The organism is Allobosea sp. GW823-FHT02B03 (assembly GCF_058797755.1).
This window is the reverse complement of sequence record NZ_JBXAJY010000007.1, coordinates 15,781-28,026: the sequence shown is the minus strand read 5'-3', so window position 1 is coordinate 28,026 and position 12,246 is coordinate 15,781. Positions and strand designations below refer to the sequence as shown.

Below are 12,246 nucleotides of genomic sequence, written 5' to 3'. Positions count from 1 at the left end.
TGCCGGCGCGACCGTAGGGAGCAGTTAGCTCAAGCGAGATAAGTTAGCAAATACAATAGTTTACATGTGTTCTAAAGTAATGCGTGCGCACCTTGTCTTCGCAGGCGTTCGCGCAATTAGGGCGTTGCGCCCAAGCATCTGCGGATTCTGGCTTCGAGGCGCCGGGAAGATCTCGCGGCACCAGCGCATGATTCCAGCTCGGCGCGAAGAGCCGCCGGGCGACATCGTGTCCGCCCGACGGCTCCGATGCTCTCGCTCTGCCGACCTGGTGCGGTCAGTGCTTGTGGCCCGCTGCCGGGGCGCGGGCGCCGACCGACTGGACCGAGAACTCGACCGCGACCGGTCCGGCCTTCTCGAAATTGAGGGTCGCCTTGATGCTCTCGCCTTCCTTGAGCTGGCGCTTCAGATCCATCAGCATCAGATGGTAGCTGCCGGGCTTGAGCTCGGTCTTCGCGCCCGGCTTGATCTCCAGCCCCTCGGGCAGGCCGCGCATGGTCATGACGCCTTCCTTCATCGCCATCTCATGGATCTCGACCTTGCCGGAAACCTCGCTGGTGCCGCCGAGCAGGCGGTCCGGGGTGCTGCCGGTGTTGGTCACTGCGAGATAACCGCCGGCGATCTTGGCGCCGGCCGGCGTCGCCCGCGTCCAGGGTTGCTCGAGCTTGAGCGGCCCGGCCGTGTAGTCATTGGCGAATGCCGAAAAGCCCGCGAACGAGAAGGCGAGGGCGGCGGACATGCGAATGAGTGCGTTCATCTTGAGGCTCCTTCGGCCAGGTTGGGTAGGTTGAACGGGAATCAAGGCTTGATCTCGATGGTGTCGCTCAGGCGGATCATCTCGAAATCCGACACCAGGATTTCGAGCTCGACGCTCCAGCGCCCGGCTACGGGCACGGTCAGCCCGTCCACCAGCCAGCTGCCATCGGGCTGGCGGGCTGCCGGCCGCTCGACCGCCTCGATCCCGGCGGTGCGATTGGCGACGGAAAGGCGCACCTCCTTGGCAGCGAGCGGGCCGAAATTGCCGTCGAGCAGCGCGATCGAGACGCTGGCCGGGCCTGTCCGCCCCGGCGTGACGCTGATCTCGGCCATCGCCTTCTCGCTGTGGATATGCACCGAGGCCGGCGCTGCGGCGGCGAGGGCGACCGCCAATGTCCGGGGAGGCGGCGTGAAGCGCCAGAGCGCGGCGGTGGCGAGGATCGCCAGCACCACCGCGATCTCGACGCCGATCACGCGCCGCAGCCGGAGCCTCGCCGGTTCGACGTCCCGGCTCGCCGGCGCGGTCAGCCGGTAGCGGTTGAAGGCCGCGAGCCCGAGCAGGGCGGCGACCAGCACGAGCTTGACGGTGAGGACAAGGCCATAGGCGCTGCTCAGCAGCGCGGCGGGCGTCTCGACCTGGACGATGGCGAGGGCGATGCCGCTCGCCAGCAAGGCGATCAGGAAAAGCGGGACACGGCGCGAGAACCGCGTCAGCGCCGCAGCGCCGTTGGCCTCGCGCATCGCCAATGCAAGCGGCAGCAGGGCTCCTACCCAGGCCGTCATGCTGATCCCGTGCAGGAAGACGGCGGGACGCATCAGCCATTGCGGCGACGCGGCGCTGGCATGGCCGCTCGCCGCCAGCGCCAGCCCGGTGCCGAGCAGGGCGACGAATGCGAGCGCACGTCCGGCACCGCCAGCCAGTGAAAGCGAGATGAGCCCAGCCAGCAGGGCCACGGTCGCGATCGCGGCTGTACGGCCAAAACTGCTGCCGATCGCGGCCCGCCAGATCTCCGGACGCAGCGCATCGGAAGCGGGGGCAGCCAGCGCGTCGAGCCCCTGTGCGGCCAATGCGAACGGCACGGCGACGAGGCCGAGCACCAGGATCATGCGCAGCGGCTTGCGGCCGCCCGCGGGCAAAGGCCCGACCCAGGCCGGGAAAGCGATACCGCCAATCCCGAGAACGAGGCCGAGATAGAGCCCGACGCGTCCCAACCAGAGCGCCAGGGTGACGGCAATGTCCCGTTGCGGGGCGACCGCCGGCGGCTTTGCGCCCGGCGCTCCGACGGAAAACACCACCGAGCCCCCGACCGGGTGCCCGTCCTCGGAGACGACGCGCCAGCTCAGGACATGGCTGCCCTGCGCCAGTTCGGTCGGCGCTTCGATCGTCAGCGTCCGGTCCCGGAGCGTGAAGCGTTCGAGCGTCGTGGTCGCACCGTCCGGGCTGATCAGGCGCAGCACCAGTGGAGATACCGGCTCGCTGAAGCTCAGTATGAACTGCTCCGGTGCGCGCGCCATCACGGCGCCGTCTGCCGGTATCGCCGTGACCAGCGCGGCATGGGCGAGCGCGGGCCCGGACCGCAGCGTCGCCGCGGCGCAGGCGCAGAGCAGAACGAGAAGAAGGATGAGACGCCGGATCATGGCCTGGAACGGGCGGCCGGGCACGAGGCCCGGCCGCCTTCGCCTCACTTTTTCGGGACGAGCTTGAGGCCGGGAGCGGGGAACTTGTAGTCGTCCGCGCTCTTGCCCTCGGCCGGGATCTCGATCCAGCGCTCGACGCTGCCGCCCTCACATTCCTGGACGACCGGCACGTGCAGCGTCGTCTCCGGCTTGAGGTCGGCGGTGAGATAGCCGCGCAGCACGAACTCGTCGTAATGCTCGTCGAGCAGCTTGCCGCCGCTCCAGACCACCTCGGTGACGCCCTCGGCGGTCGGCGTGCCGTAATAATCGTAGGTCTTGCCGTATTTGCCTTTCACCGTGTCCAGCGCCCAGCCGGCCTTGGGCATCGGTTTGACCGCGATCATGCCTTCCGGCACGCGGACGCGGACCTTGATCGTCGGAGCGCCCTTGCAGCCATGGGGTATGCGCAGCACGGCCTTGTAGGTCGAGCCGATGGCTGCCTGCTGGGTCTCCAGCGTGACATGGGCCAGGGCAGGGGAGGCGGCGAGGGCGGCGAGCGCCGCCGCGAGGAATGCGGATTTCGACATGGTCTGAAGCCTTTGACTTCCTTGGCCGCGAGGGCCCGGATGGGCATGGTGGCCCTGAAGATGAGCCTGCGCGCGGACCGGTCACGTTGAGCGGGAGCAACGAAGGCGCTGATTGCGAAGAGGATCGCCCTTGCACGCCGCGCGGTCGCCGGCCTTGCGAAGGCGGGGCGGCCTGACGTGGAACGGCGGGGAGCTGCCGGCGCGCCTTGCGCGGGCGGCTCAGATGGCGGCGGGTGGCGCGCGCGGATTGGCCGGCGAGCGCCCGGCGGCAAAGCCATGCGGCAGGTCGCGCCTGAGCTGGAAGGCGATCAGGTCGACTGGGCGATGGACGACCGGGCTGAAGCCGGCGGCCGTGGCTGGCGCGCCGGAGCCGGAGAGGAAGCAGCCGAGCATGCAGCAGCTCGGCATCTCATGGGCCGCGGCGCCGTCATCGCCGGGCGGCATCTCGCCGGGAGCGCAGAGCGTCATCCCCAGCGAGCGGTCGAGGCTCATGCCGGCCGCATGCGCGCCGGAAGCGAGGCCGCCGAACACCGCCTGCAGCACGAGCAGATAGGCGGCGGCGATCGCGGCCAACCGGCTCCATCCTGCTTTGCGGCGCACTGCGGACAAGATCTGCTCTCCTGCTCCTTCGATAGCATGGCGGTGCGGCGCGTCAATTTCGCTGCGACGGGCGCGTTGCCGCAGGGCGCTGCCGGACCCTCCGGGGAAATTCCTCCCAAGATGACGGCTCTTTAAGGTGGCTGTTTCTATTGACCGGCCCGGACCCCGCCGCGATTGTCCGCGCCGGCCTTCGGCCCGGACCGGATCGGCGGTCGCCTGCCCGGCACGGGCGTTGGAAAAGGCTGCGGCGCGTCGCGCTGCGGCCAGGAACAGGTTGGATCATGATCCTCGACGAACGCACCTATGCCATCAAGCCGGCCCATGTCCGCGACTATCTCGACCTCTATGTGAAGGAGGGGATGGCGCTGCAAATCTCGCATCTCGGCCAGCTGATCGGCTGGTTCACCACCGATAGCGGCGTCGTCAACGAGGTCGTTCACATGTGGCGCTTCGAGGATGCCGGCGACCGCGAGCGCCGGCGCGCGGCGATGGAGGCCGATCCGCGCTGGCAGGAATTCCGCGCCAAGGCCGCGCCCTATGTGCTGGAGATGCGCAGCCGCATCCTGCGGCCGACAGATTTTTCGCCGCTGCGCTGACGCTGTGAGCCTCGCCGCAGCCCGAACACCTGATCCGCCTGCGCTCCGCCGACCGGGCGAGCGCGGGCTCGCCTGCGTCTCGGCTGTGCTGGGATGGCTGGGTGCGGCCGTGCTCGGTTTGCTCTTCGCCATCGTGATGCTGGCCGTCCTGCGCCGCTATCTCTTCGGCGCGGGGCTGATCTGGTCGGACGAGCTGGCGATCTGGCTCAATGTCGCTCTCGTCGCGCTCGGCATGCCTCTGGCGGCGACCAGCGCCCTGTCGATGCGGCTCGACGTGCTGGTCCGGCTGCTGCCGGGAGGCGGACAACGCCTGGCGGCGATCCTTGCCGACGCGATCGCCGTCCATGGCGCACTCGTGATCGCCATCGGCGGTGCCGGCGTTGCCGCGCTGGTCGGCGGCACCTCGACCGTGCTCGGCCTGCCCGAGAGCCTGCGTTTTGCCGCATTCGCGACCGGCGGAGGGCTGACGGTGCTGCTCCTGCTCTGGCGCGCCGCGCTCGACCGCTCGGTGGCCGCGGCTTTGGCTTCGCTGCTTCTCGGCCTCGGCCTCTACCTCGCCGCGCAGAGCACGACGGGCCTGTCACTGGCGACGCCGAGCCTGATTGCGGCGCTTGCGGCCGGAATCGGCCTGCTCATCGGAGCGCCGCTGCCCTTCGCGCTGCTCGCCGGGGTCTCGCTGTCCGGCCCGTTCGGCGGCATGCTGCCCGAGCCGGCGATCGTCCAGAACACCGTCTCCGGCGTCTCGAAGTTCCTGCTGCTGGCGATCCCCTTCTTCCTGCTCGCCGGCGAGCTCCTCACGGCCGGCGGCCTCGCCGAGCGGCTGGTGCGCTTCGCCGCATCGCTCGTCGGCCATTGGCGCGCCGGTCTGGCACAGACGGCACTGGTCGCCAGCACGCTGTTCTCCGGCGCGTCCGGTTCCTCGGTGGCGAATGCCGCCTTCGGCGCCAAGGTGATGGCGCCGGCCTTGGTGGCGCGCGGCTATCCGCCGGCCAATGCGGCGGCGATCGTCGCCGGCGTCTCGATGCTCGACAACATCATCCCGCCCTCGATCGCCTTCCTGATCCTGGCGGCGGCGACCAATCTTTCGGTCGGCTCGCTCTTGGTCGGCGGCTTCGTCGCCGGGGCGGTGCTGGTGCCGGCGCTGGCGATCGGCATCCATCTGAGCATCCGCGGCGTGGTCGATACCGCACCGAAGGCGAGCGCGGGCGAGCGGGCGAAGAGCTTCGTCGGGGCGCTGCCCGCGATCGGGCTCGGCGTCGTCGTCGTGGTCGGCATCCGCTTCGGCGTGGTCACGGTGACGGAGGCCTCGGCTCTGGCCGTCGCCTATGCGCTCGTCGTCTGCCTCGCTTTGCGCAGCCTCGATCTCGCCGGCGTCGGCCGGGCCTTGCGCAGCTCGGCCGGCGAGGCGGCGGCGGTCGGCCTGCTGATCGGGGCCTCGGCCCCCTTCGCCTTCCTGCTCGCGGTCGACCGGGTTTCCGAGCACATGGCCGCTCTCGTCACCGCATTTGGCGGCGGGCCCTATGCGGTGATGCTGCTGGCGAACCTCGTCCTGCTCGTCGCCGGGCTCTTCCTCGACATCGGCGCCGCGATCCTGCTGCTCGCGCCGTTGATGCTGCCCGTGGCGATCGCTGCCGGCCTCGATCCGATCCAGTTCGGCGTTATCCTCGTCGTCAACCTGATGATCCACGGGCTGACGCCGCCGCTCGGCATCCTCGTCTATGTCGTCAGCGGCATCACCCGCGTGCCGGCAGCGGCGGTGTTCAGGGCGGTGCTGCCGCTGCTCGCCAGCCTGCTCGCGGCGCTCGCCGTCCTCTGCCTCGGCGCTGCCGCCTGGCCTTCGCTTCCGCCTTCGATCAAGGAGCTGTTCTGATGTCCTTCACCCGCCGCCGGATCGCCGCCGGGCTCGTCGCAGCGCCCGTCATCCTCTCAGCCCGCGCAGGCCTCGCCGCCGGCAGGCCGGTCACGGTCGCCTCGCTGCTGGGCGAGGACAAGCCGGAGACCAAGATCTGGCGCAGGATTTCCGAGATCCTCGCAAAGACCGCGCCGGGCCGCTTCGACCTGCGCATCGTCGCCAATGCCGCGCTCGGCGGCGAGAAGGAGGTTGCCGAAGGCATCAAGCTCGGCTCGGTCCAGGCCTCGCTTTCGACCATCTCGGCGCTGTCGGGCTGGGTGCCCGACGGCCAGATCCTCGATCTGCCCTTCCTGTTCCGCGATCGCGGACACCTGAAGCGGGTGCTCGCCGGCCCGCTCGGCAGCGAGCTCAAGGGGAAGTACGAGGCTCAGGGCTTCGTCGTCCTCGGCTTCATCAACTATGGCGCCCGCCATCTCCTCGCCAAGGAGCCGATCACCACCCCGGCCGGCATCAAGGGCAAGCGCATCCGGGTGATCCAGAGCCCGCTGCACACCGAACTCTGGTCGGGCTTCGGCGCCTTCCCGACCCCGATCCCGATCCCGGAGACCTACAACGCCCTGAAGAGCGGCGTCGTCGACGCGATGGACCTGACCAAATCGGCCTATGTCGGCTTCAAGCTGCACGAGGTCGTGCCCTGGCTGATCGAGACCGGCCATATCTGGGCGACGGGCGTCGTCTACGTTTCCGCGCCCTTCTGGAAGTCGCTCTCGGCCGAGGACAAGGCGGCGCTGGCGGCTGCGGCAGCGGAAGGCGCGGCCTATTTCGACGAGCTCATCGTCGCCGACGAGGAGGCTTCGATGGCCAAGGCGAAGGCCGAGGGCGGCAAGGTCGCCCAGCCGGAGGACCGGGCCGGCTGGGAGGCTGGTGCCCGCAAGGTCTGGACCTCGTTCGCGCCCAAGCTCGGCGGCATCGAGAAGATAGAGGCGATCGCCGGCAGCGCCTGAGGGCTGCGCCGCGTCTCGGCGACGATGGAACCGGCTGCGACAATCTGGATCGCGGCCGCGTCTTCGACTATCCCATGACGTTGGGGTGGTAGCGCATCGGCCCTCCCGCTGATCTCGCCGAAGCAGCAGCAAGCTGCGTGGATGCGCGAAAAATGGGGAGCGCCGCATGCAAAGCGGCCCGTCAGTTCCGGCTGCACCGCCGGTGCCGGCCTCGGCGATGGCCTCGCCGCTGGACGGCGTGACGCTGCTGCTCAAGCGCATCGAGGCGGAGGCCCTGGCCGCGCTCGACGCAGCGCCGCTGCTTCCGGACGCGCTCTGGCGCATCATGCCGGGCACGCCCTCCGCCTGGGTGATCCTGGTCCAGGGACTGCTCGTCGCCGGCGCGGTGCTCGCCGTCTACCTGCTGACCGGGCACCTGCTCCGGCATCGACGCCAGCGCGCCGGCGCGGCCCGCTCGGCCTTCGCCGGGATCACGCGGGTCACCGGGCTCGATGCGCTCGTGGTGCTCGCGGCGACCGTGACCGGCAGGTTTCTTCTGGTTCGCGTCCTTGGCATCGAGCCCGGCACGAGCACCTTCCCGAGCGATCTGACCACCGGGCTGATCCGCTGGCTGCTGTTGCTGACGCTCCTGTACATCCTGTTCCAGCCGACGATGCGGCGTCTGCGCCTGGTCGCGGTCGACGATCACGGCGCGCGCAAGGCGGTCTGGCAGTTCGGCATCATCTTCGCCGTCGGCCATCTGCACAACGCGCTGCTCGGCGCCGCGCAGCGCATGGGGCTGCCGCTGCCCTCGCTGCGGCTGATATCCTGGGTCGTGGCGCTCTGCATGGCGCTGGCGGCCCTGCGATTGCTGCGAAACCTCGGCCGGCACGGCCTCCCCATGCTGACGCGCCTGCTCGCCTCCGGCATGGTCCTCTTGCTGTTCAGCTTCTGGATCTGGGGCTGGATGGAACTCGATTTCGACCTTTATCGCGGCGCGGTCGGCATGATCGTGATCCTGCTGCTGGCGGTCGCGCTCGACCGGGCGCTGGCGGTCAGCATCCGCGATTCCCGCAAGCCCGAGATCATGCGCCGGTTCTTCGTCGTCCGCGTCGTCGTCGATGCGCTGGCGGCGGCGCTGCTGGTCCGCATCGTCATCCAGTTCTGGTGGCGGGACGTGTTCGGCGGCTTCACGCCGGAGGCCTGGCTCAGCTTCACGCACCGCCTGACCTTCGCCTCCTTCATCCTCGTTCTCGCCGTCACCTTGTCGGCCGTGATCCATGTCTGGACGGAGGCGAAGCTGACGCCGGGCGAGGCCGGGCCCGGCTCTGATCCGAGCGACGACCGGATGGCGCGGCTCACCACCGTGCTGCCGATCCTGCGCTTCGTCGCGATCGGGGTGATCGGAGTGGTGTTCCTGCTCGTCGCGCTCTCGACCCTGGGCATCGACACCACGCCCTTGCTCGCCGGCGCCAGCATCGTCGGCCTCGCGATCAGCTTCGGCTCGCAGACGCTGGTCAAGGACATCGTCTCCGGCGTCTTCTACATGCTCGACGACGTCTTCAGGCTGGGGGAGACCATCGAGGCCGCCGGCCGCTGCGGCCGGCTCGAGCAGATCAATCTACGCAGCGTCCGCCTGCGCGACCAGTCGGGCCGCGTCCACACCATCCCGCTCGGCGAGCTCGGCACCGTCACCAACCATAGCCGCCGGCTGGTGCATGTGACGGTCGAAGTGCCCTTCGCGACGCTGCCGGGACAGGCGGGGATGACCCGTTTCAGGCGCAATGCGGTCGCGGCGCTGCGCAGCGAGCCGACGATCCATGCCGCGATCGTCGGCGACATCGCGGTCATTCGGGTCGACCCGCAGGACGATACCGGCGGCAGCATAGGCTTCGGCTTCGACATGGTGGCGCCGGCGATCGAGCGCGTGCCGCCGCTGGTGCGGCATCTGATCGAGGAGGTCGCCGAGGAGTCGCGGATGACCGGCAGTCCGGGGCCTGTCTCGGTCTCGGTCGCCGAGCTGCCGGTCGCACCGCCCGCTGACATGCCGGCGGCGGCCCCGGATGCCGCCACCGTTGCCGTGCCCTTGACTGCAAAACCCTCCGCGGCGGCGCCATGACCATGGCATCGGCCGCGATGTTCCGACCACTCTGCCCGCCCGGACCGCCCGGGCCGGATGCTCACGGTGAAAGGACGGTCCGATGAACAGGTCTCTTCTCGTCGCCTGCGCCATTCTGCTGCTCGGCGCTTCAGGCGCGCACGCCCAGGGAGAACCCACCGCACAGGAGCGCGCGGCCTGCCGCTCGGATGCGATGAAGTTCTGCGCTTCTTTCGTCGGCAAGCCCCCGCAGATGAACGCCTGCCTGCGCGACAACAAGGCGAAGCTCTCGGATGGCTGTCGCAAGGTGGTCGAAGCCCGCGGCGGTTGAGTGGGCGCGGCTTCTGAAGGCTGAGATCGCGATGGCTCAGGGGCCGATCTCGATCTCGGCTCGCAGGCCCGAGCGATCCGCCCGATTGCTCAACCGCAGCGCGGCGCCCAGGCGCCTGGCGGCGGCATCGGCGATGGCGAGGCCGAGCCCGGTGCCGATCGGGCTCTTGTGCCGGCCGCGGAAGAAGCGCTGCGTGACGAGTGCCATCTCGTCCTCGGGAATCCCCGGCCCCTCATCCTCGATGGCGATGCCGTGACCGCTCGCGGTTGCCCGCCAGACGATCCTGCCGCCGGCCGGCGAATGCTGGACCGCGTTCTCGTGCAGATTCCGCAGCGCCAGGGTCAGGAGTTCACGTCCGGCCCGGATCGTCACGCTTCGGAGGGCAGGATCGAGCGAGATCGAGACCTGCTGCGCGATGCCGGGCGCGCTGTCGGTGATCTCGTCGAAGAGCGCGCCCGCCTGCAGGGCTTCCCGGGCCGGGGCCGGACCGTTCGCATCGAGTTTCGCCAGCGCCAGCAATTGCCGAACCAGTCTCGTCGTCCGGTCGACCGACAGCACGATCTGCTGCAGCGCTCCCTGCCGCACCGCCGGATCCTCGGTCGCCATCGCGATCTGAGCCTGCGTCTTCAGTCCCGCCAGCGGTGTGCGCAGCTCATGCGCGGCGAAGGCGGTGACCTCGCGCTCGTGCCGGCGCGCCGTCTCGACCTTGGCGAAGAGCCCGTTCAGCGCCTGGGCCAGCGGCTTCACTTCGGCGGGCGCATGGGCGGCGTCGACCGGACTCATATCGTCGGCATCGCGGGTGCCGACGTCATGCGCCATCGCCCGTAGCGGGCGCAGCCCGCGGCCGAGACTGATCCAGATCAGCAGTCCGAGCAGGGGCGCGATCAGCAGGGCGGGAGCGAGCAGCCCCTTGATCAATTCCGAAACCAGACGATCGCGCAGGCCGAGCCTGTCGCCGACCATGATATGGATCCCGGCCGCCTCGTTGGCGACGGTGTAGACGCGCCAGGGCTCGCCATCGACGATGCGGTCGGAGAAGCCCGAGGGAACCTCGGTCAGGCGGCCATGCGGCGTGCCGCTCGAGCGCGCCATCAGGCGGCCGTCGAAGGACCAGATCTGGCAGGAGAGCTGGCGCTCATAGCCCAGGGCTTCGGCTTGCGGGCCGGGCAGGGCGGCCATGGCGACCGTCATATTGGCGCTTCCGACCAGCGAGTTCACCATCCGCGCCGCTTCCTGCAGGCGCGTGTCGAGGACATGCTCGAGCTCGCGATGCGTGTTCGAATAGATCCAGGCCACGGCCGAGAGCCAGATCACGCCGGTCGCCGTCAGCAGGATCGCAAAGAGCCGTCCGCGCAGCGAGTTCATGAGGTCGCCCTGATCCGGTAGCCGAGGCCGCGCACCGTCTCGATCGTGTCACGCCCGATCTTGGCGCGCAGATGGTGGATATGGACCTCCACCGCATTGCTCTCGATCTCTTCCTGCCAGCCATAGAGCCGGTCCTCGATCTCCGGTTTCGAGAGCACGATGCCGGGACGTTCCATGAGGGCCGAGAGCACCGCGAACTCGCGGCGCGAGAGGCTGAGCGCTGCCCCGTTCAGCGTCGCGGAGAGGCTGGCAGGGTCGAGCATGACGCCGCAGGCGGTCAGGCAGGGCGCCGCCCGGCCATTGCCGCGCCGGGCGATCGCCCGGACGCGCGCGCTCAGCTCGTCGAGGTCGAAGGGCTTGCCGAGATAATCGTCGGCGCCGCTGTCGAGGCCGCGGACGCGGTCGGGCGTGTCGTCCATCGCGGTCAGCAGCAGGATCGGGGTCCGGTCGCCGCGCCGGCGCATCTCGCCGAGCACGTCCAACCCCGAGCCGTCGGGCAGCATCAGGTCGAGCACCATGGCGTCGAAGGTCGAGGTCGCGAGCGCGGCGCGGGCATCGGCGCAGGTCTCCACCCAGTCGACGGTCATTCCGGCAAGGCCGAGGCCGACCGCGAGGCCGTCGGCGAGGATCGGGTCGTCCTCGACCACGAGAATGCGCATGCGCTCGCTCCTTCGCCCGCGACCAGACAGCCCAGCCTTAAGGCTGGCTTAAGCTGGAGCTTCGACAGGGCGGCTTCAACCGATCGAAAGGTCGCCAATGTCTGGCCGGCATCTTGCCGCCGGACGTCGGGTCCGACCATCTCGTCCTGCTGGAGATGCCGATGAACCGCCGCACTGCTCTCGCCCGACTGGCCGTCTCCGGTCTCGCCATGACCAGCGTCCCGATGCTGCTGGGAGCCTCTTCGGCCTGGGCGGTGGAGACCGGCGCCGATGCGGTGCTCAACGATCCCGAAGCGCCCAATGGCGGCAATTTGAAGGGCGACGTCACCATCGCCGCCTTCCTCGACTACAACTGCCCCTACTGCAAGAAGACGGCTCCCGATCTCGCCCGCATCGTCAAGACCGACGGCAGGATCAGGCTGGTCTACAAGGACTGGCCGATCCTGGGCGACGCCTCGGTCTACGGCGCCCAGCTTGCGCTCGGTGCGCATTACCAGGGCAAGTACGAGACCGTGCACCATGCGCTGATGTCGCTGCCGAGCATGCGAATTCCCAAGGACAAGATCCTTGGCGCGATCCAGGCGGCCGGCGTCGACATGACGAGGCTCCAGGCCGATCTCAAGGCGAAGTCGGATGCGATCACCGCGCTGCTCCGGCGTCATCTCGCCCAGGCCGACGCCATCGGCCTCGAAGGCACGCCGGCCTATCTCATCGGCCCGTTCCGGACCTCGACGCTGGACTATGACGGCTTCAAGCAGGCCGTGGCCGATGCCCGCGCCCGGCAGGCCAAGAAATAGTCGCGCCC

12 protein-coding genes are annotated in these 12,246 nt (G+C 69.4%); 6 read left to right on the top strand and 6 right to left on the bottom strand.

Annotation, left to right across the window (positions count from 1 at the left end):
- Positions 1–274: 274 nt before the first annotated feature.
- The 4 genes from AC1REK_RS22950 to AC1REK_RS22935 form a co-directional block, all read right to left on the bottom strand.
- On the bottom strand, positions 275–754 hold the full coding sequence (locus AC1REK_RS22950; protein ID WP_492269804.1) for a copper chaperone PCu(A)C: 480 nt from the start codon (positions 752–754) through the stop codon (positions 275–277).
- Positions 755–795: 41 nt separating this feature from the next.
- Complete coding sequence (locus AC1REK_RS22945) at positions 796–2,391, bottom strand: copper resistance CopC/CopD family protein (protein WP_492269805.1); 1,596 nt, start codon at positions 2,389–2,391, stop codon at positions 796–798.
- A gap of 44 nt (positions 2,392–2,435) precedes the next feature.
- Entirely contained in the window at positions 2,436–2,957 is a 522-nt protein-coding gene (locus tag AC1REK_RS22940; protein ID WP_492269806.1) for a YcnI family copper-binding membrane protein, read from the bottom strand.
- Positions 2,958–3,176: 219 nt separating this feature from the next.
- Positions 3,177–3,530 (bottom strand): hypothetical protein, encoded by a 354-nt coding sequence (locus tag AC1REK_RS22935; RefSeq protein ID WP_492269807.1) that lies wholly within the window; start codon positions 3,528–3,530, stop codon positions 3,177–3,179.
- A 308-nt stretch (positions 3,531–3,838) separates the two neighbouring features.
- Here AC1REK_RS22935 and AC1REK_RS22930 point away from each other — a divergent pair, with 308 nt between their 5' ends.
- The 5 genes from AC1REK_RS22930 to AC1REK_RS22910 all read left to right on the top strand — a co-directional run bounded on the left by AC1REK_RS22930 (position 3,839) and on the right by AC1REK_RS22910 (position 9,417).
- Positions 3,839–4,153, top strand: coding sequence for an NIPSNAP family protein (locus tag AC1REK_RS22930; RefSeq protein WP_316018786.1), 315 nt, complete (start codon positions 3,839–3,841; stop codon positions 4,151–4,153).
- A complete protein-coding gene (locus tag AC1REK_RS22925; RefSeq protein ID WP_492269808.1) occupies positions 4,095–6,023 on the top strand; it encodes a TRAP transporter large permease in 1,929 nt (642 codons plus the stop codon). Before AC1REK_RS22930 ends, AC1REK_RS22925 begins: the two co-directional genes overlap by 59 nt.
- A complete protein-coding gene (locus AC1REK_RS22920) occupies positions 6,020–7,009 on the top strand; it encodes a TRAP transporter substrate-binding protein (protein ID WP_492269837.1) in 990 nt (329 codons plus the stop codon). Before AC1REK_RS22925 ends, AC1REK_RS22920 begins: the two co-directional genes overlap by 4 nt.
- Before the next feature lie 166 nt (positions 7,010–7,175).
- Positions 7,176–9,107, top strand: coding sequence for a mechanosensitive ion channel family protein (locus AC1REK_RS22915; protein ID WP_492269809.1), 1,932 nt, complete (start codon positions 7,176–7,178; stop codon positions 9,105–9,107).
- Positions 9,108–9,189: 82 nt separating this feature from the next.
- Positions 9,190–9,417, top strand: coding sequence for a cysteine rich repeat-containing protein (locus tag AC1REK_RS22910; protein ID WP_492269810.1), 228 nt, complete (start codon positions 9,190–9,192; stop codon positions 9,415–9,417).
- 36 nt (positions 9,418–9,453) lie between these two features.
- Here AC1REK_RS22910 and AC1REK_RS22905 read toward each other — a convergent pair whose 3' ends face one another.
- Together AC1REK_RS22905 and AC1REK_RS22900 are read right to left on the bottom strand one after the other, a co-directional pair.
- The gene (locus tag AC1REK_RS22905) at positions 9,454–10,782 is read right to left on the bottom strand and encodes an ATP-binding protein (protein WP_492269811.1); all 1,329 of its coding nucleotides are present in this window, start codon (positions 10,780–10,782) and stop codon (positions 9,454–9,456) included.
- Positions 10,779–11,441, bottom strand: coding sequence for a response regulator (locus AC1REK_RS22900; protein WP_492269812.1), 663 nt, complete (start codon positions 11,439–11,441; stop codon positions 10,779–10,781). Before AC1REK_RS22900 ends, AC1REK_RS22905 begins: the two co-directional genes overlap by 4 nt.
- Before the next feature lie 161 nt (positions 11,442–11,602).
- Between AC1REK_RS22900 and AC1REK_RS22895 the strand changes: the two genes are divergently transcribed.
- Entirely contained in the window at positions 11,603–12,238 is a 636-nt protein-coding gene (locus AC1REK_RS22895; RefSeq protein WP_492269813.1) for a DsbA family protein, read from the top strand.
- The last annotated feature ends 8 nt before the right edge of the window (positions 12,239–12,246 follow it).